This window comes from Escherichia whittamii, from assembly GCF_014836715.1.
Classification (GTDB): Bacteria; Pseudomonadota; Gammaproteobacteria; order Enterobacterales; family Enterobacteriaceae; genus Escherichia; species Escherichia whittamii.
Map to the genome: position 1 here is coordinate 1 of NZ_JACSQI010000021.1, position 20,377 is coordinate 20,377.

The window sequence follows — 20,377 nt, forward strand, 5'->3', positions numbered from 1 at the left end:
GCTTCGAAATGGACTTCGCTGAACTGTTACTGGAAGACTACAAAGCCTCCCTGAAATATCTCAGCGATCACCCGAAATTGCAGGGTATTGCCCAGCAGAACAGCTTTAAACATACCTGATAACGTTTAAGCGGTAACGGTGTCCCGAAACGAATCCGTTTCGGGACAATTTCCGAAGTCTGTTCACTGGCATTAGCAACGGAAAATATTGCTCTGAATACGCTTCAGAACAAGACAGGCGCGGTTCCGACAGGACAACCGTTTTAGGGGGATAATATGGCTACATCAGTACAGACAGGTAAAGCAAAGCAGCTAACATTACTAGGGTTCTTCGCCATCACGGCGTCGATGGTAATGGCTGTTTATGAATACCCTACTTTCGCAACATCTGGCTTTTCACTAGTCTTCTTCCTGCTCTTAGGCGGGATTTTATGGTTTATTCCCGTTGGTCTTTGTGCTGCGGAAATGGCCACCGTGGACGGTTGGGAAGAAGGTGGTGTGTTTGCCTGGGTATCAAATACCCTGGGGCCGAAATGGGGATTCGCAGCTATCTCATTTGGCTATCTTCAAATCGCTATTGGCTTTATTCCAATGCTCTATTTCGTGTTAGGGGCGCTCTCCTACATTCTGAAATGGCCAGCACTGAATGAAGACCCGGTAACAAAAACCATCGCGGCGCTGATCATTCTTTGGGCGCTGGCATTAACTCAGTTTGGCGGTACTAAATATACTGCGCGAATTGCGAAAGTTGGTTTCTTCGCGGGTATTCTGCTGCCTGCATTTATTTTGATTGCATTAGCGGCGATTTATCTGCACTCCGGAGCACCAGTTGCTATCGAAATGGATGCGAAAACCTTCTTCCCTGATTTCTCGAAAGTTGGCACTTTGGTTGTGTTTGTCGCTTTCATTCTGAGTTATATGGGTGTAGAAGCTTCCGCGACCCACGTCAATGAAATGAGCAACCCAGGGCGCGACTATCCGCTGGCAATGTTACTGCTGATGGTGGCGGCCATTTGCTTAAGTTCAGTAGGCGGTTTGTCCATTGCGATGGTGATTCCGGGTAATGAAATCAACCTGTCCGCAGGTGTAATGCAAACCTTCACCGTGCTGATGTCTCATGTTGCACCGGAAATTGAGTGGACGGTTCGCGTTATCTCTGCCCTGCTGCTGTTGGGTGTTCTGGCAGAAATCGCCTCATGGATTGTTGGCCCTTCTCGCGGTATGTATGTCACCGCGCAGAAAAATCTACTGCCAGCCGCGTTCGCTAAAATGAACAAAAATGGTGTGCCGGTAACTTTGGTGATTTCCCAGCTGATAATTACCTCTATCGCGTTGATTATCCTCACCAACACCGGTGGTGGTAACAACATGTCCTTCCTGATCGCGCTGGCACTGACAGTAGTGATTTATCTGTGTGCTTATTTCATGCTGTTTATTGGCTACATTGTGTTAGTTCTTAAACATCCTGACTTAAAACGTACATTTAATATCCCTGGTGGTAAAGGGGTGAAACTGGTCGTGGCGATTGTCGGTTTGCTGACGTCAATTATGGCGTTTGTCGTCTCCTTCCTGCCGCCGGATAATATCCAGGGTGATTCTACTGATATGTATGTTGAATTATTAGTGGTAAGTTTCCTGGTGGTACTTGCTCTGCCGTTTATTCTCTATGCCATTCATGACCGTAAAGGCAAAGCGAATACGGGTGTTACACTGGAGCCAATTAACAGCCAGAACGCGCCGAAAGGTCACTTCTTCCTGCATCCACGTGCTCGTTCACCGCACTATATTGTGATGAATGATAAGAAACACTAACCGTGTATGAGTGGAAATAACACGAGGGAGCGAAAATTAATCGCTCCCTTTAGTTTATTGATAAAGCACTTATTTTGCCGGATACGGCGTGGACACCTTATCCTGCCAACAAGAGTGTGCAAATTTAATCAATTGCGACTCTCCTTGTAGGCCTGATAAGCGAAGCGCATCAGGCATTTGGCGTTTGTCATCAGCCACAAGGGAGCGATAACTATTTCCTGCTTATTGCCGTATTGACTTGCCCCAGATAAGTACGAGAATAAGCGCACATCTGTTTACCGGAAATAAGCATATATGGATATCTGCTCCCGAACTGTGAAATTCGCAATTAAAAGGCCAGTTGCACTGGTTGCACTGGCACTTTTACTGTGTAGTTGTAAAAGCACGCCTCCAGATTCAATAACGACACCACCAGCAGACTCAAAACCACCAGCGACCGCACAACAATCGTCGCAACCTATGCGTGGTATCTGGTTGGCAACGGTATCCCGCCTCGACTGGCCCCCCGTCTCCTCGGTTAACATCAGTAACACCACCAGCCGGGTCCGCGTGCAACAGCAGGCGATGATCGACAAACTGGAAAACCTGCAACGACTGGGAATTAACACGGTCTTTTTCCAGGTGAAGCCCGACGGCACTGCCCTTTGGCCGTCGAAGATTTTGCCGTGGTCCGATCTCATGACTGGCAAGATTGGTGAATATCCTGGTTACGATCCGCTGCAATTTATTCTCGACGAAGCCCACAAGCGTGGGATGAAAGTGCACGCCTGGTTTAACCCATACCGCGTGTCGGTTAATACGAAGCCCGGAACGATCAGGGAACTGAATAGCACTCTGTCTCAACAGCCGGCCAGCGTCTATGTGCAGCATCGCGACTGGATCAGAACGTCAGGTGACCGTTTTGTTCTCGACCCAGGGATCCCTGAAGTTCAGGACTGGATCACATCGATAGTTGCTGAAGTGGTTTCTCGCTATCCGGTAGATGGCGTGCAGTTTGATGACTATTTTTACACTGAATCGCCGGATTCTCGGCTTAACGATAACGAGACGTACCGCAAGTACGGTGGTGCATTTGCGTCAAAAGCTGACTGGCGGCGCAACAATACCCAGCAGTTAATTGCTAAGGTATCGCACACCATTAAAAGCATTAAGCCGGAAGTCGAATTTGGTGTGAGCCCAGCGGGCGTCTGGCGTAACCGCTCACACGATCCGCTCGGTTCTGATACGCGTGGGGCTGCGGCTTATGATGAATCCTACGCTGACACTCGTCGCTGGGTCGAACAAGGCTTACTGGATTATATAGCCCCGCAAATTTACTGGCCGTTCTCGCGTAGCGCCGCACGTTACGACGTGCTGGCAAAATGGTGGGCAGATGTCGTCAAACCAACCAAAACCCGTCTTTATATTGGTATTGCCTTCTATAAAGTCGGCGAACCTTCAAAGATAGAACCAGACTGGATGGTTAACGGCGGCGTGCCGGAACTGAAAAAGCAGCTCGATCTTAACGACGCCGTGCCAGAAATTAGCGGTACGATTTTGTTCCGCGAAGACTATCTGAACAAACCGCAAACTCAACAGGCAGTTAGCTATCTGCAAAGCCGTTGGGGAAGCTAAACGCCCTTTCTTACTTTGTGGCACTGCCGGTGCTTTAAACACCGGCTTGTCATCAACGAAACATTCTCAACTAATAATCAAATCAACTTAATAATTCCCCTGATAAAAACGTATGAATATGAAAAACCATACGATATTAACCATCACCGAAAAATAATTACGATGGGCTATACTCTTCAGAAGACCAGTAGCGTAGATTAAAACTGTCATAAGTCACTTATTTCGTTTCAGTATATCTTCATATTTCAGGAGAATATGGTGCTGTAACCCTGTCCAAACGAGTTGCGTTTTGTTTTTCGATTCCGTCTGCCTTTCCAGCCGTATAAGGGTGTGAATTATGGAGATGTACTTTAAAAGAATGAAAGATGAGTGGACCGGATTAGTTGCCCAGGTCGACCCCCTCATTCGCGACAAAGCGGCAGAAATTGCCGTAGCGCATGCTCAATACTTAAGTCTTGAGTTTTATCGAATTGTACGCACTGACCCGCATGCCGAAGAGTTTTTGAGTAACGAACAGGTCGAAAGGCAGCTTAAAAGTGCGATGGAAAAGTGGATTATCAATGTACTCTCAGCACAAACGGAAGATGTTGAAAGACTTATACAAATCCAACATACCGTAGCCGAAGTCCATGCTCGTATTGGCATTCCGGTAGAAATTGTCGAGATGGGTTTTCGCGTGCTGAAAAAAATCCTCTACCCGGTAATATTTTCCTCTGATTATTCGCCCGCGGAAAAACTTCAGGTCTATCACTTTTCGATTAACAGTATCGACATAGCCATGGAAGTGATGACCAGAGCATTTACCTTTAGCGACAGTAGTGCGGCTAAAGAAGACGAGAACTATCGTATCTTCTCATTACTGGAAAACGCCGAAGAAGAAAAAGAACGACAAATAGCCTCATTACTTTCATGGGAAATAGATATTATTTATAAAGTATTGTTGGATTCTGATTTAGGCAGCAGCTTACCGTTAAGTCAGGTTGATTTTGGCCTGTGGTTTAACCATAAAGGTCGCCATTATTTTAGTGGCATTGCTGAAGTTGGTCATATCTCTCGCCTTATTCAGGATTTCGACGGGGTTTTTCATCAGACAATGCTCAATGCAAAAAATTTGAGTAACAAAAGTCTGCGTGTGAAGTTTTTATTACAGATACGAAATACTGTATCGCAAATTATCACCTTACTGCGTGAACTCTTTGAAGAAGTCTCGCGTCATGAAGTGGGTATGGATGTACTGACGAAATTACTTAACCGCCGTTTCTTGCCGACTATCTTCAAACGTGAAATTGCCCATGCCAATCGGGCCGGTACACCATTGTCTGTTCTGATCATCGATGTAGATAAATTCAAAGAGATCAACGATACATGGGGACATAACACAGGCGATGAGATTTTACGTAAAGTCTCACAGGCGTTTTACGACAACGTACGTAGCAGTGACTATGTTTTTCGCTACGGTGGCGATGAATTTATCATCGTGCTGACTGAAGCTTCAGAAAATGACACTTTACGTACCGCAGAACGGATCCGCAGCCGGGTAGAAAAAACCAAACTGAAAGCCGCAAACGGCGAAGACATAGCCCTCTCTCTGTCCATTGGCGCCGCCATGTTTAATGGACATCCTGATTATGAACGCTTAATTCAAATAGCGGATGAAGCTCTGTATATCGCGAAAAGACGAGGTAGAAACCGTGTTGAACTCTGGAAAGCCAGTCTTTAGATGCGCCCGGATGCAGAGGTAATCATGAAGCTAACCGATGCAGAGAATGCCGCCGACGGCATTTTTTTCCCCGCCCTTGAGCAAAATATGATGGGCGCGGTGTTAATTAACGAAAATGACGAAGTAATGTTTTTTAATCCTGCAGCGGAGAAGCTCTGGGGGTATAAGCGCGAAGAAGTGATTGGCAATAACATTGATATGTTGATTCCCCATAATTTGCGCCCTGCGCATCCAGAATATATCCGCCATAACCGCGAAGGCGGTAAAGCGCGGGTTGAAGGTATGAGCCGGGAATTGCAGCTGGAGAAAAAAGACGGCAGTAAAATCTGGACCCGTTTCGCGCTATCCAAAGTCACTGTCGAAGGGAAAATTTATTACCTGGCACTGGTACGTGATGCCAGCGTAGAAATGGCGCAGAAAGAACAGACCCGGCAGTTAATTATTGCCGTGGACCATCTCGATCGCCCGGTCATTGTGCTGGACCCGGAACGCCATATCGTGCAGTGCAATCGCGCGTTTACTGAAATGTTTGGCTACTGCATCAGCGAAGCCAGTGGTATGCAGCCCGATACTTTACTTAACTTCCCTGAATACCCGGCAGATAATCGTATTCGCTTACAGCAACTGCTATGGAAAACAGCGCGTGATCAGGATGAATTTCTGTTGTTAACGCGCACGGGGGAAAAAATCTGGATTAAAGCCTCTATTAGCCCAGTTTATGATGTGCTGGCTAATCTGCAAAACCTGGTGATGACCTTCTCTGATATCACCGAAGAACGACAAATTCGTGAGCTTGAAGGCAATATTCTCGCCGCGATGTGTAGCAGCCCGCCATTTCATGAAATGGGTGAAATCATCTGTCGGAATATCGAATCCATTCTTCATGAATCCCATGTGTCGTTGTATGCATTGCGTAATGGTATGCCGGTGCACTGGGCGTCGTCCTCTCATGGGACAGAAGTAAAGAATGCGCAAAGCTGGTCAGTCACCATTCGCCAGCGCGATGGCGCACCTGCCGGGATTCTGAAAATCAAAACAGCGTCCGGGGCGGTAACCAGCGCGTTTATCGAACGAGTGGCGGATATCAGCCAGCATATGGCCGCGCTGGCTCTGGAACAGGAAAAAAGTCGCCAGCATATCGAGCAGCTCATTCAGTTTGATCCGATGACCGGTTTGCCAAACCGCAATAACTTGCACAATTATCTCGATGACCTGGTAGAAAATGCCGTCTCTCCGGTGGTGTATCTTATTGGCATTGACCATATTCAGGATGTCATCGACAGTCTGGGCTATGCGTGGGCCGATCAGGCATTGCTGGAAGTGGTCAATCGCTTTCGTGAAAAGATCAAACCAGACCAGTATCTCTGTCGCATTGAAGGTACACAGTTTGTCCTCATCAGCCCGGAAAACGACGTCAGTAACATTACCCAAATAGCGGATGAACTTCGCAACGTCGTTAATAAACCGGTCATGATTGACGATAAACCATTCCCGTTAACCTTAAGCATTGGTATCAGTTACGATGTTGGTAAAAACCGGGACTACCTGCTTTCGACTGCCCACAATGCGATGGATTTTATTCGCAAAAACGGCGGTAATGGCTGGCAGTTCTTTAGCCCGGTAATGAACGAAATGGTGAAAGAGCGTCTGATTCTCGGTGCGGCGCTGAAAGAAGCTATCAGCAACAACAAACTAAAACTGGTTTATCAGCCGCAGATCTTTGCGGAAACCGGCGAACTGTACGGCATCGAAGCCCTCGCTCGCTGGTATGACCCACAGCATGGTCATGTTCCCCCTTCTCGGTTTATCCCTCTTGCTGAAGAGATTGGCGAAATCGAAAACATTGGCCGTTGGGTTATTGCTGAAGCCTGCCGCCAGTTAGCAGAATGGCGTAACCAGAATATTCATATCCCGGCGCTTTCCGTTAACTTGTCTGCGCTGCATTTTCGCAGTAATCAGCTACCCAATCAGGTGTCTGATGCGATGCAGGCATGGGCGATTGACGGCCACCAGCTGACGGTAGAAATCACGGAAAGCATGATGATGGAGCACGATACGGAGATCTTCAAACGCATCCAGATCCTTCGTGATATGGGCGTGGGTTTATCTGTCGATGATTTCGGCACCGGTTTTTCTGGTTTATCCCGCTTAGTCAGCCTTCCGGTAACGGAAATCAAAATCGACAAAAGCTTTGTCGATCGTTGTCTGACCGAAAAGCGTATCCTCGCCTTACTGGAAGCTATTACCAGTATTGGGCAAAACCTCAATTTAACGGTGGTAGCCGAAGGTGTAGAAACCAAAGAACAATTTGAGATATTACGCAGGATCCACTGTCGCGTTATTCAGGGCTACTTCTTCTCACGTCCCCTACCCGCCGAAGAAATCCCTGGCTGGATTAGCAGCGTTCTGCCGCTAAAAATCTGACAATTTTCGCCCGCCAGCACACGCGGGCAAGATTTCATGAAAAGAATGACGATGCAGTTTAAATACAAGTTTTCATTGGGATAAGCAGAAAATATCCGTGTAAATGCTTGCCGGATGACAACATCATCCGGCGAGTACTTATGCTTTCAACTGGTAATCCAGCGTAATTTCTGCTTTCAGTACCTGAGAAACCGGACATCCGGCTTTTGCTTTCTGAATAATGCCGTCAAAGGTGGAGGCATCAATACCCGGCACCGCAACTTCGCTTTTCAGTGCGATTTTGGTAATCGCGAAACCAGCATCGACTTTATCCAGCGATACATCGGCAGTGGTATCAATCGATGTTGGCGTGAATCCCGCTTCCCCCAGCATTAATGAAAGCGCCATCGAGAAACAAGCGGCATGTGCCGCGCCAATCAACTCTTCAGGATTGGTTCCTTTTTCGCCTTCAAAACGCGTGTTAAATCCATACGGCTGTTGGTTCAGCACGCCGCTCTCGGTGGATACTGTTCCCTTCCCGCGTTTGATATCGCCTTCCCAGTGTGCCTGACCTTTCTTATGGATTGTCATTGTTGCTCTCCTGTGGGCTTAAAAAGGAAATTATAGACTATCGGAGAAGCAGCAAGAGGATGAGCGGGATATTCCGAATTAACTCAGAACAAAAAACACCCAAAAACTTAAATTAAATTACCATAATAGATGCCTGTAAATATAACGTCTAAGGGGTAATACGGCGATATTAACCAGTAAACATCAAAAATAATAACCATTAATATCATGTAGTTAGAATATAAAGCCTACCAACCAGGATGAATCTTAACAACGAAGCGGTAAATATTTGCCATGCTGAATGTGCTTTATAAATCTGCGATCCGTAGCAGACACCATAAATACACTGACACGGAGAATCACTATGTTTACTTATTATCAGGCAGAAAATTCAACAGCAGAACCCGCTCTGGTTAATGCCATTGAGCAAGGCCTTCGGGCAGAGCACGGTGTTGTCACTGAAGATGACATTCTCATGGAGCTGACCAAATGGGTGGAAGCTTCTGATAACGACATCCTCAGTGATATCTACCAGCAAACGATCAATTATGTGGTCAGCGGCCAGCACCCTACACTTTAAGCTGCTATGCTTGATCGGCAACCTAATTTAGGGGTTTAGCACGTGTTTCTTCGCTACGGCGATGTTGTCCTTAAAACTAGCTACAGGATTGAGGAGTACAAATGAAATCGAACCGTCAGGCACGTCATATTCTTGGACTGGATCATAAAATTTCTAACCAGCGCAAAATAGTTACCGAAGGTGACAAATCCAGCGTGGTAAATAACCCAACCGGCAGAAAACGCCCCGCTGAAAAGTAATTCATAACCATCAGTCCTCAATGACGATTAAACACCATTGCCTGCGCAATGGTGTTTTTGTTTTTATCTGCTTTATACTTGGTGCCGACGCCCTGGCGGTAAAGCAAAGACGATAAAAGCACCCCAGGGATGGATATTCAAAAAAGAGTGAGTGACATGGAACCAAAAACAAAAAAACAGCGTTCGCTTTATATTCCTTACGCTGGCCCTGTACTGCTGGAATTTCCGTTGTTGAATAAAGGCAGCGCCTTCAGCATGGAAGAACGCCGTAACTTCAACCTGCTGGGGTTACTGCCGGAAGTGGTCGAAACCATCGAAGAACAAGCGGAACGAGCATGGATCCAGTATCAGGGATTCAAAACCGAAATCGACAAGCACATCTACCTGCGTAATATCCAGGACACTAACGAAACCCTCTTCTACCGTCTGGTAAACAATCATCTTGATGAGATGATGCCCGTTATTTACACCCCTACCGTCGGCGCAGCCTGTGAACGTTTCTCCGAGATCTACCGTCGTTCGCGCGGCGTGTTTATCTCTTACCAGAACCGCCACAATATGGACGATATTCTGCAAAACGTGCCGAACCATAATATCAAAGTGATTGTGGTGACCGACGGCGAACGTATTCTGGGCCTCGGTGACCAGGGTATTGGCGGGATGGGCATTCCAATCGGTAAACTGTCGCTCTACACCGCCTGTGGCGGTATCAGCCCGGCGTATACCCTTCCGGTGGTGCTGGATGTCGGGACTAACAACCAGCAGCTGCTTAACGATCCGCTGTATATGGGCTGGCGTAACCCGCGCATCACTGATGACGAATACTATGAATTCGTTGATGAATTTATCCAGGCCGTGAAGCAACGCTGGCCGGACGTGCTGCTGCAGTTTGAAGACTTCGCACAGAAAAATGCGATGCCATTGCTTAACCGCTATCGTAATGAAATTTGTTCCTTTAATGATGATATTCAGGGAACCGCGGCGGTAACAGTAGGCACGCTGATCGCAGCAAGTCGCGCGGCGGGCGGTCAGTTAAGCGAGAAAAAGATTGTCTTCCTCGGCGCAGGCTCCGCGGGATGCGGCATTGCCGAAATGATCATCGCCCAGACTCAGCGTGAAGGATTAAGCGAAGAAGCGGCGCGGCAGAAAGTGTTTATGGTCGATCGCTTTGGTCTGCTTACCGACAAGATGCCAAACCTGCTGCCTTTCCAGACCAAACTGGTACAGGCGCGGGAAAATCTCAGCGGCTGGGATACCGACAGCGATGTGTTGTCGTTGCTTGATGTCGTCCGTAACGTCAAACCGGATATTCTGATTGGCGTCTCCGGCCAGACCGGGCTGTTTACGGAAGAGATCATCCGCGAGATGCATAAACACTGCCCGCGCCCGATCGTGATGCCGCTCTCTAACCCGACGTCACGCGTCGAAGCCACACCGCAGGATATTATTGCCTGGACCGAAGGCAATGCACTGGTCGCCACCGGCAGTCCGTTTAATCCAGTGGTATGGAAAGATAAAATCTACCCTATCGCCCAGTGCAATAACGCCTTTATCTTCCCGGGCATCGGGCTTGGCGTTATTGCTTCCGGTGCGTCGCGCATTACCGACGAGATGTTAATGTCGGCAAGTGAAACCCTGGCGCAGTATTCACCGCTGGTGCTGAACGGCGAAGGTCTGGTACTACCGGAGCTGAAAGATATTCAGAAAGTCTCCCGGGCAATAGCTTTTGCCGTTGGCAAAATGGCGCAACAGCAAGGTGTGGCGGTGAAAACGTCTGCCGAAGCTTTGCAACAGGCCATTGACGATAATTTCTGGCAAGCGGAATACCGCGACTACCGTCGTACCTCCATCTAAGTCTCAGCCCGGTGGTGAATGCTACCGGGCAATTTTCCTCCTCTTTTTCAGATCTCATCCATACTGGGTAGTGGCGAATAAATCTCATTTGCCTCACCTGCTATGCAGAACATCATCCGAAAAGGAGGAATCTATGAAGGCTGCGGTTGTTACGAAGGATCATCATGTTGACGTTACGGATAAAACGCTGCGTTCACTGAAACACGGTGAAGCCCTGTTGAAAATGGAGTGTTGTGGCGTATGTCATACCGATCTTCATGTTAAGAATGGCGATTTTGGTGATAAGACCGGTGTAATTCTGGGACACGAAGGTATTGGTGTGGTGGCAGAAGTTGGCCCTGGCGTTACCTCATTAAAACCAGGCGATCGCGCAAGCGTAGCATGGTTCTTTGAAGGATGTGGGCATTGCGAATACTGCAACAGCGGTAACGAAACGCTTTGCCGTTCAGTTAAAAATGCCGGATACAGCGTTGATGGCGGGATGGCTGAAGAGTGCATCGTGGTAGCCGATTACGCGGTAAAAGTGCCAGATGGCCTGGACTCGGCAGCGGCCAGCAGCATTACCTGCGCGGGCGTCACCACCTACAAAGCAGTGAAACTGTCAAAAATTCGTCCCGGACAGTGGATTGCTATCTACGGTCTTGGCGGTCTGGGTAACCTCGCCCTGCAATACGCGAAAAATGTCTTTAACGCCAAAGTGATCGCCATTGATGTCAATGATGAGCAGTTAAAACTGGCAACCGAAATGGGCGCTGATTTAGCGATTAACTCACGCACTGAAGACGCCGCCAAAATTGTGCAGGAAAAAACCGGCGGTGCACACGCTGCGGTGGTAACAGCGGTGGCTAAAGCTGCGTTTAACTCGGCGGTCGATGCCGTTCGCGCCGGTGGGCGTGTCGTGGCTGTCGGTCTGCCGCCGGAGTCTATGAGCCTGGACATCCCACGCCTTGTGCTGGACGGTATTGAAGTGGTCGGTTCACTGGTCGGCACGCGTCAGGATTTAACCGAAGCCTTCCAGTTTGCCGCCGAAGGTAAAGTGGTGCCGAAAGTTGCCCTGCGTCCGTTAGCGGACATCAATACCATCTTTACTGAGATGGAAGAAGGCAAAATCCGTGGCCGTATGGTGATTGATTTCCGCCGCTAAGAGGTCTTTGCTGCGACTGCCATGTTCGAGTCGCAGCCTGTTTTGCGAGACGCTTTCCGCAATTTAACTCTTCTTCTTTTCCTCCCCCATCTTTCCCCTCACAATTCGCAAAACGTAGCGAAATTTGTTGCGCTGCACGGAACAATAGTGATAGTGTTCCTTTCGAAGGAACAAGGATGAAGAGATGATAATGAATTTCAGACACAAGGGATTGCGTGACTTGTTTCTTCTTGGCAAAACCTCCGGCGTTATACCGACGCAAGTCAAACGATTACGCCACCGACTCGCTGTAATTGATGCAGCAAGCTGTCTTGCTGATATTGATATGCCCGGTTACCGCCTACATCCGTTAAGCGGCGATCGCGATGGAATTTGGGCAATCTCTGTCTCGGGCAACTGGCGGATAACGTTTGAGTTCGTCAATGGCGATGCATACATACTGGATTACGAGGACTATCACTGATGAAAATGGCCAATCATCCCCGTCCGGGGGACATTATTCAGGAATCACTGGACGAACTTAACGTCAGCCTGCGCGAGTTTGCCAGAGCAATGGAAATTGCGCCCTCAACGGCAAGCCGATTGCTGACCGGAAAAGCGGCTTTGACGCCAGAAATGGCGATTAAACTTTCCGTGGTGATCGGCAGTTCACCGCAAATGTGGCTGAATCTGCAAAACGCCTGGAGTCTGGCAGAGGCGGAAAAAACGGTGGATGTGTCGCGACTACGCCGTCTGGTTACGCAATAAAAAATGGCGCCTTTTAAAGCGCCATTTGAAACTGATGACAAACGCAACATTGCCTGATGCGCTACGCTTATCAGGCCTACATGCTCACTGCAATCTATTGGATTTGAACGGTTTGTAGGCCGGATAAGGCGTTCACGCCGCATCCGGCATGAACAAAGCGCACGTTGTCAACAATGTGAAATGGCGCCTCTTACAGCGCCATTTTATCAATTAAGTGTCAAAAGAGATTATATCCCTTCTTCACTCTCTTTTTTTGCTTCCGCCTTCTCGATTTCACGATACCAGCGCGGATGGTGTTTCTTCGCCCAGCGACGGCTCACCTTCCCTTCGATCATCCCTTTAATCGACCCTTTCACCCAGAATGCCATATACATATGGATAAGGATGGCGTGGATCAGGATGATACCCGCTGCCGCGTGGATCAGCAGACTGTAGCGGACAACCTGCATCGGGAAGTACTGCGCAAAGTACGGACGCCAGATAATTACCCCGGTCACCAGCAGCACGAAAATCATGCTCATGATTGACCAGAACATCATCTTCTGTCCGGCGTTGTACTTACCGACATCCGCCACTTTGTGCTCATTGCCTTTTAATACTTCAACAATGTTCAACAGCCACGGAATATCTTTCTTATCCGGGATGTTGTGATGCACAAAGCGGAAGAACATAAACATCAGCGCAACGAAAATCGCAATGCCGAAGAACGGGTGCAAAATGCGTCCCATCTGCGGCGTACCGAAGGTTTGCGTCAGCCATTGCAGCGTCGGGAAGAAGAACGAAATCCCGGACAGCGCCACCAGGAAGAAGCAAATCACCACGGTCCAGTGACAGGCGCGATCAATAAACTTGGTGCGCACAATCATTTTCGACTTACTCATGATGCTCCTCCTCGTCATCGTCCACTTCCTTATTCGGGCCAATACCGATGTAGTGGAAAATCAACCCGGCAAAGGTAGCAATAAAGCCAGCCGCTGCCAGCGGTTTCAGCGCACCTTTCCACAGATTCACCGAGGTATCGATCTTCGGATCTTTCGGCAGACCGTGATACAGCTCCGGCTGATCGGCGTGATGCAGCACGTACATAACGTGTGTACCACCGACCCCTTCCGGGTTGTAGACGCCAGCATGTTCGTAACCACGCGCTTTCAGTTTCGCCACGCGCTGTTCCGCAAGCTCCAGCATCTCCTTCTTGGTACCAAAGTGGATAGCTCCGGTCGGACAAGTTTTCACACATGCCGGTTCCTGGCCGACGCTGACGCGATCGACGCAGAGTGTGCATTTATATACCCGGTTATCCTCTTTGTTGAGGCGCGGAATATTAAACGGACACCCGGCAATACAGTAACCACAGCCGATGCAGTTTTCCGACTGGAAATCGACAATACCGTTAGCGTACTGAATGATCGCACCGGCAGACGGGCAAGCCTTCAGGCAGCCCGGATCTTCACAGTGCATACAGCCGTCTTTACGGATCAGCCACTCCAGCTTGCCATTCTGTTCGGTTTCGCTAAAGCGCATCACCGTCCAGGACTTGGCGCTCAGATCGGCGGGGTTATCGTATACCCCGACGCAGTGCCCCACTTCATCACGGATGTCGTTCCACTCCGAACAGGCCACCTGACAGGCTTTACAGCCGATACAGGTGGAAACGTCGATAAGTTTCGCGACTTCTGCTTTGTAATCACGCACCTGAGAAGGCGGCGTGATGGAGTTAGTTGCGGACCTTTTGATAATGTCCTGCGTTTCCATAGCCATCTGTTCGCCCCCTTACGCCTTCTCGATGTTTACTAAGAACGCTTTATATTCCGGCGTTTGCGAGTTTGCATCACCGACATTCGGCGTCAGAGTGTTAGCGATATAACCTTTACGCGCGACACCCTCAAAGCCCCAGTGGATAGGAATACCCACCGTTTCGACCTGCTGACCGTTAACGTTCAGCGGCTTCAGACGGCGCGTTACCACAGCCACCGCGCGGATAAAGCCACGCTTACTGGAGACAGTGACACGATCGCCATTGGCAATGCCTTTCGCTGCCGCCAGCGTTTCGCTGATTTCCACAAACTGTTCCGGCTGGGCGATTGCGTTGAGCAATGCGTGCTTGGTCCAGGTGTGGAAGTGCTCGGTCAGACGATAAGTTGTACCGACGTACGGGAACTGCTCTTTTTTACCCATCCGCAGCGCGTCTTGTTCATACAGACGAACGACCGGGTTAGAAACCACGTTCGGATGCAGCGGGTTAGTCCCCAGCGGCGTTTCAATCGGCTCGTAGTGTTCCGGGAACGGACCTTCCGCCATTTTGTTGATGGCAAACAGACGTCCCATCCCTTCCGGCTGCATGATAAACGGCCCGGTTGGCGTACCCGGCGCGGCATTGCCGAAGTCAGGAATATCGTTACCCGTCCACTTGCTGCCGTTCCACTGGATCAGCATCCGTTTCGGGTCCCACGGTTTACCGTTGATATCCGCCGAAGCACGGTTGTACAGTACGCGACGGTTGAGCGGCCACGCCCAGGCCCATCCCAGCGTGTTCCCCAGACCGGACGGGTCGGAGTTGTCGCGGTTGGCCATCTGGTTGCCCTGCTCTGTCCAGCTACCGGTATAGATCCAGCAAGAAGAAGCGGTCGTACCGTCATCACGCAGATGCGCAAAGCTACTCAGCAACTGACCTTTCTTCGCAATCAGCACACCATTAGCGTCATAGAGATCTTCCAGCGCATAGCCGTTGTTCTCTTTTGCCACTTCGTCAGATTGCGGCTCGTGCGGCTGCTTGTAGTTCCAGCTCATCTTCATCAGCGGTTCTACACCTTTACCACCTTCAGCTTTGTACAGCTCGCGCAGGTGATGGTAGATACCCGCCAGAATTTCGCCGTCGTTACGCGCTTCGCCAGGCGCGTCCTGACCTTTCCAGTGCCACTGCAACCAGCGACCGGAGTTGGCGATAGAACCATCTTCTTCAGCAAAGCAGGTCGAAGGCAGACGGAATACTTCAGTCTGAATAGACGCCGGATCGACATCGTTCGACTCGCCGTGGTTCTGCCAGAAGGTGGATGTTTCGGTCACCAGCGGATCGATAACCACCATGTACTTCAGCTTGCTCAGGCAGCTAACCACTTTGTTTTTGTCCGGGAAGGATGCTACCGGGTTAAAGCCCTGGCAGAAATAACCGCTGACCTTGCCTTCGTCCATCATGTTGAAATACTTGATGACGTCGTAAGTCTGGTCCCACTTCGGCAGCCAGTCGTAGCCCCAGTTATTCTCTTTCTGCGCGGCATCGCCGTAGAAAGATTTCATCAGGCTAACGAAGAACTTCGGATAGTTGCTCCAGTAGTTCACCTGATCAGCCAGCGTCGCTTTCGGCGTGTTCGCTTCCAGATAAGACTGCAGATCAACCTGTTTTTCTGACGGCAGCGTCAGATACCCCGGCAGACTGGTAGAGAGCAGACCTAAGTCGGTCAGACCCTGAATGTTGGAGTGACCACGCAGTGCGTTCACGCCACCACCAGCCATACCCATGTTGCCGAGCAGCAACTGGATCATCGCCATGGTACGGATGTTCTGCGCACCGACGGTGTGCTGCGTCCAGCCCAGCGCGTACAGGAAGGTGGTTGTGCGATCCGGCGCGCTGGTGGAGGCCAGCACTTCACACACTTTCAGGAAGTCGGCTTTTGGCGTACCGCAGATGTTTTCAACGACGTCCGGCGTGTAGCGGGAAACGTGCTCTTTCAGCAGGTTCCACACGCAGCGCGGATGAGTCAGTGTGTCATCGCGTTTCGCATAGCCGTTTTCATCGAACTGATAGTTCCAGGACGACTTATCGTACTGGCGTTTTTCAGCGTCATAACCGCTGAACAGGCCGTCTTCGAAAGCAAAATCATCACGCACCAGCAGGCTGGCGTTGGTGTAATGCTTAACGTATTCGGCGTTGATTTTGTTGTTTTCGATCAGGTAGCGCAAAACGCCAGACAGGAACGTAATGTCCGTACCGGAACGAATAGGTGCGTAAATATCCGCCACAGAAGCGGTACGCGTAAAACGGGGATCGACAACGATCAAAGTTGCATCGTTGTTGTTTTTCGCTTCCATCGCCCAACGGAAACCGACGGGATGCGCTTCAGCAGCGTTACCGCCCATTACCATTACGACGTTAGCGTTTTTGATATCCACCCAGTGGTTGGTCATCGCACCGCGACCAAATGTTGGAGCAAGACTTGCTACCGTTGGTCCGTGTCAAACGCGCGCCTGGTTGTCTACCGCCAGCATCCCGAGGGAGCGGGCAAATTTTTGAGTCAGCATCCCGGTTTCGTTGCTGGCGCCGGAGGCACACAGCATACCGGTAGAGAGCCAACGGTTTACCGTTACGCCCTGCTCGTTCTTTTCAATAAAGTTAGCGTCACGGTCAGCTTTCATCAGCTTCGCAATACGGGAGAATGCTTCTTCCCAGCTAATGCGCTGCCATTTGTCAGAACCTGGCGCACGATATTCCGGGTAACGCAGACGGTTTTCGCTGTTGACGTAATCCAGCAAACCGGCCCCTTTCGGGCATAGCGCACCACGGCTTACCGGATGGTCCGGGTCACCTTCAATGTGATAAATCGCTTCTCTGGCGTTTTTTGCGCCATCACCCAGGCTATACATCAATAGCCCGCAACCTACGGAACAGTATGTGCAGGTGTTACGGATCTCTTTCGCGCGTAATAATTTATAGTTTCGCGCCTGAGCCAGTGCTTGCTTCGGGGCAAAGCCCAATGCTGCTACTGTTGTTCCAGCCATACCGCCCGCGCAGATTTTAAAAAATTGTCTGCGACTGACGTCCATTGCTTTCCTCTTTTTTCAGGGGTATTACTGCGCGAGGAAACTAACAGTAAAATTCTGAATCTTTTTGCGCGAAATCAAAAAGAACACCTGTTTGCCACAAAATAATCCGCCTGCGCAAATTGACCTACCTCAATGGCGGTAGAAAAACGCACCACTGCCTGACAAGTCGGTTAAAAAAATGCTATAAATTTCAGCTTAATTTTTAACGGCAAGAGAGACTAAACAGCGAGCATGACACGACAAAAAGCAACGCTCACAGGGCTAATCGCGATCGTCCTGTGGAGCACCATGGTGGGGTTGATTCGTGGCGTCAGTGAGGGGCTCGGTCCGGTCGGCGGCGCAGCAGCTATTTATTCATTAAGCGGGCTGCTGTTAATATTCACTGTTGGATTCCCGCATATTCGGCAGATACCCAAACGTTATTTACTTGCGGGGAGTTTCTTATTCGTCAGCTATGAAATCTGTCTGGCACTTTCCTTAGGGTATGCGGCGACCCGTCATCAGGCTATTGAAGTGGGCATGGTGAACTATTTATGGCCCAGTCTGACAATTCTCTTTGCCATTCTGTTTAATGGTCAGAAGACCAACTGGCTGATTGTTCCGGGATTATTACTAGCCCTTGGCGGCGTCTGCTGGGTATTAGGGGGAGAAAATGGCCTCAAGCCGGATGAAATTATCAACAATATCACTACCAGCCCGTTAAGTTATTGCCTGGCGTTTATTGGTGCTTTCATCTGGGCTGCTTATTGCACGGTAACCAATAAATATGCCCGTGGATTTAACGGTATTACCGTTTTCGTCCTGCTGACAGGAGCAAGTTTGTGGGTTTACTATTTTTTAACGCCGCAACCAGAGATGGTATTTAGCACGCCCGTCATTATAAAACTTATCTCAGCGGCATTTACCTTAGGATTTGCTTACGCTGCGTGGAACGTCGGCATTCTACATGGCAATGTCACCATTATGGCGGTAGGTTCGTATTTTACGCCTGTGCTTTCGTCGGCGCTTGCTGCGGTACTGCTTAGTGCTCCGCTATCGTTCTCTTTCTGGCAAGGTGCATTGATGGTCTGCGGCGGTTCCCTGCTCTGCTGGCTGGCAACACGTCAAAGATAAGCAAAGGCTACGAGAATAAAGCCACGATTCATACGGCAACAAACGCGTCTGCCGTATGTTAATTTAAAAATTGGTAAGGAATATGATGCGTAATCGTTACATTTAGTAACACATATCCATTCAGATAATCAGCTTTCTCCCCCCGCAGTTTCGCTTTGTTATCTATTCTTTCAATCAGCACGTCACTCTATCTACTCTTAATTCTAATAACGGACCATTGCGTCCAATGTCCTGCCTTGTCTTTTTTTCATTAACAATGTGTGCATGTGAGGAAGAGTATGGCACTACAAAATGAGAAAAATAATCGTTACCTTTTGCGCGACTGGAAGCCAGAAAATCCGGCATTCTGGGAAAATAAAGGAAAACACATTGCCCGAAGAAACCTTTGGATATCAGTAAGCTGTTTACTCCTTGCCTTCTGTGTCTGGATGTTATTTAGCGCAGTTGCCGTTAATCTCAATAAAATCGGCTTTAATTTCACTACCGATCAGCTTTTTTTATTAACCGCATTACCTTCCGTTTCCGGCGCATTATTGCGTGTTCCCTACTCCTTTATGGTGCCTATATTCGGTGGACGTCGCTGGACGGTTTTTAGTACCGCGATTCTGATTATTCCTTGCGTCTGGCTCGGTATTGCTGTGCAAGATCCGAATACCCCTTACGGGATATTTATTGTTATTGCTTTGCTGTGTGGTTTTGCTGGCGCGAACTTTGCTTCGAGTATGGGAAATATCAGTTTCTTCTTCCCGAAAGCCAAACAAGGCAGTGCATTAGGGATTAATGGCGGGCTGGGGAATTTAGGCGTCAGCGTGATGCAGCTGGTTGCGCCGCTGGTGATTTTTGTTCCGGTATTTGCTTTTCTTGGCGTCAATGGCGTACCGCAGGCCGATGGTTCTGTGATGTCGCTGGCGAATGCCGCATGGATTTGGGTGCCGCTACTAGCGATTGCCACTATCGCCGCCTGGTCAGGGATGAATGATATTGCCAGTTCACGTGCGTCAATTGCAGACCAGTTGCCCGTTTTGCAACGGTTGCATCTGTGGCTGCTGAGTCTGCTCTATCTCGCTACCTTTGGCTCGTTTATCGGTTTTTCCGCCGGGTTTGCCATGCTGGCAAAAACGCAGTTCCCGGATGTGAACATACTGCAACTGGCTTTTTTTGGCCCGTTTATCGGCGCCATTGCGCGGTCCGTCGGCGGTGCGATCTCCGATAAATTTGGCGGCGTGCGTGTAACGCTTATCAACTTCATTTTTATGGCGGTTTTCAGTGCCCTGTTGTTCCTCACTCTGCCTGGCACAGGCTCCGGCAATTTCATCGCATTTTACGCTGTGTTTATGGGGTTATTCCTTACCGCGGGTTTGGGAAGTGGTTCTACTTTCCAGATGATCGCTGTCATCTTTCGCCAGATAACGATTTATCGCGTCAAGATGAAAGGCGGCAGCGATGAACAAGCCCAGCGAGAAGCCGTCACCGAAACGGCGGCGGCGCTGGGCTTTATTTCGGCCATCGGCGCGGTGGGCGGCTTCTTTATTCCACAAGCATTTGGCATGTCGCTGAATATGACCGGCTCGCCAGTGGGCGCGATGAAAGTGTTTTTAATCTTTTACATCATCTGTGTGCTGCTGACCTGGCTGGTTTATGGGCGGCGGAAGTTCAGCCAAAAATAAGAGATCGATGCCTGGTAAGACGCTCGCTCGTCTTATCAGGCCTACAACCGTGTCGCATCCGACAAGGCATCAGATCCCAAATCATTCCTGGAGCAGG

General features: G+C 49.4%; 17 protein-coding genes. 13 read left to right on the top strand and 4 right to left on the bottom strand.

Translation table 11 applies throughout. From position 1 onward, the window contains the following. The 5 genes from H9644_RS21675 to dosP form a co-directional block, all read left to right on the top strand. A partial coding sequence (locus tag H9644_RS21675; protein WP_000385785.1) for a hypothetical protein occupies positions 1-119 on the top strand: 119 nt, incomplete at its 5' end. A 156-nt stretch (positions 120-275) separates the two neighbouring features. Beyond that, complete coding sequence (gene gadC / locus H9644_RS20750) at positions 276-1,811, top strand: acid resistance gamma-aminobutyrate antiporter GadC (RefSeq protein ID WP_064527512.1); 1,536 nt, start codon at positions 276-278, stop codon at positions 1,809-1,811. 294 nt (positions 1,812-2,105) lie between these two features. Then, positions 2,106-3,425, top strand: coding sequence for a family 10 glycosylhydrolase (locus H9644_RS20755; protein ID WP_191776393.1), 1,320 nt, complete (start codon positions 2,106-2,108; stop codon positions 3,423-3,425). A gap of 337 nt (positions 3,426-3,762) precedes the next feature. Then, a complete protein-coding gene (dosC, locus tag H9644_RS20760) occupies positions 3,763-5,145 on the top strand; it encodes a diguanylate cyclase DosC (protein ID WP_191776396.1) in 1,383 nt (460 codons plus the stop codon). Positions 5,146-5,169: 24 nt separating this feature from the next. Further along, positions 5,170-7,569, top strand: coding sequence for an oxygen-sensing cyclic-di-GMP phosphodiesterase DosP (gene dosP / locus H9644_RS20765; protein WP_074399478.1), 2,400 nt, complete (start codon positions 5,170-5,172; stop codon positions 7,567-7,569). Positions 7,570-7,707: 138 nt separating this feature from the next. Here the strand turns inward: dosP and osmC are convergent, their stop codons facing one another. After that, on the bottom strand, positions 7,708-8,139 hold the full coding sequence (gene osmC / locus H9644_RS20770) for a peroxiredoxin OsmC (protein ID WP_000152304.1): 432 nt from the start codon (positions 8,137-8,139) through the stop codon (positions 7,708-7,710). Between the two features lie 343 nt (positions 8,140-8,482). Here osmC and bdm point away from each other — a divergent pair, with 343 nt between their 5' ends. The 6 genes from bdm to H9644_RS20800 all read left to right on the top strand — a co-directional run bounded on the left by bdm (position 8,483) and on the right by H9644_RS20800 (position 12,682). Beyond that, the gene (bdm, locus tag H9644_RS20775) at positions 8,483-8,698 is read left to right on the top strand and encodes a biofilm-dependent modulation protein (RefSeq protein ID WP_000495766.1); all 216 of its coding nucleotides are present in this window, start codon (positions 8,483-8,485) and stop codon (positions 8,696-8,698) included. Between the two features lie 101 nt (positions 8,699-8,799). Beyond that, a complete protein-coding gene (gene sra / locus H9644_RS20780; RefSeq protein ID WP_000841554.1) occupies positions 8,800-8,937 on the top strand; it encodes a stationary-phase-induced ribosome-associated protein in 138 nt (45 codons plus the stop codon). Positions 8,938-9,093: 156 nt separating this feature from the next. Continuing rightward, on the top strand, positions 9,094-10,791 hold the full coding sequence (gene maeA, locus H9644_RS20785) for a malate dehydrogenase (protein ID WP_191776399.1): 1,698 nt from the start codon (positions 9,094-9,096) through the stop codon (positions 10,789-10,791). Positions 10,792-10,924: 133 nt separating this feature from the next. Continuing rightward, positions 10,925-11,935 carry an alcohol dehydrogenase AdhP gene (adhP, locus tag H9644_RS20790; protein WP_064527500.1) on the top strand — a complete coding sequence of 337 codons (1,011 nt, stop codon included), beginning with the start codon at positions 10,925-10,927 and terminating at the stop codon, positions 11,933-11,935. 184 nt (positions 11,936-12,119) lie between these two features. Then, positions 12,120-12,398 carry a type II toxin-antitoxin system RelE/ParE family toxin gene (locus tag H9644_RS20795; protein WP_000605676.1) on the top strand — a complete coding sequence of 93 codons (279 nt, stop codon included), beginning with the start codon at positions 12,120-12,122 and terminating at the stop codon, positions 12,396-12,398. Then, positions 12,398-12,682, top strand: a complete 285-nt coding sequence (locus tag H9644_RS20800; protein WP_000781370.1) for a HigA family addiction module antitoxin — start codon at positions 12,398-12,400, stop codon at positions 12,680-12,682. Before H9644_RS20795 ends, H9644_RS20800 begins: the two co-directional genes overlap by 1 nt. 227 nt (positions 12,683-12,909) lie before the next feature. Here the strand turns inward: H9644_RS20800 and fdnI are convergent, their stop codons facing one another. From fdnI to fdnG, 3 genes are read right to left on the bottom strand one after another with little or no spacing between them, the layout of a single operon-like run. After that, positions 12,910-13,563: a formate dehydrogenase-N subunit gamma gene (gene fdnI, locus H9644_RS20805; protein WP_000045638.1), complete on the bottom strand. Its 654-nt coding sequence runs from the start codon at positions 13,561-13,563 to the stop codon at positions 12,910-12,912. Then, on the bottom strand, positions 13,556-14,440 hold the full coding sequence (gene fdnH / locus H9644_RS20810) for a formate dehydrogenase N subunit beta (RefSeq protein ID WP_001240581.1): 885 nt from the start codon (positions 14,438-14,440) through the stop codon (positions 13,556-13,558). The genes fdnI and fdnH overlap by 8 nt, the downstream gene beginning before the upstream one ends. Before the next feature lie 12 nt (positions 14,441-14,452). Further along, the gene (fdnG, locus tag H9644_RS20815; protein ID WP_135522432.1) at positions 14,453-17,500 is read right to left on the bottom strand and encodes a formate dehydrogenase-N subunit alpha; all 3,048 of its coding nucleotides are present in this window, start codon (positions 17,498-17,500) and stop codon (positions 14,453-14,455) included. A gap of 231 nt (positions 17,501-17,731) precedes the next feature. Here fdnG and yddG point away from each other — a divergent pair, with 231 nt between their 5' ends. Further along, positions 17,732-18,613 (top strand): aromatic amino acid efflux DMT transporter YddG, encoded by an 882-nt coding sequence (yddG, locus tag H9644_RS20820; RefSeq protein WP_064527492.1) that lies wholly within the window; start codon positions 17,732-17,734, stop codon positions 18,611-18,613. Positions 18,614-18,891: 278 nt separating this feature from the next. Further along, positions 18,892-20,280: a nitrate/nitrite transporter NarU gene (gene narU / locus H9644_RS20825; RefSeq protein WP_064527490.1), complete on the top strand. Its 1,389-nt coding sequence runs from the start codon at positions 18,892-18,894 to the stop codon at positions 20,278-20,280. Positions 20,281-20,377 lie beyond the last annotated feature (97 nt).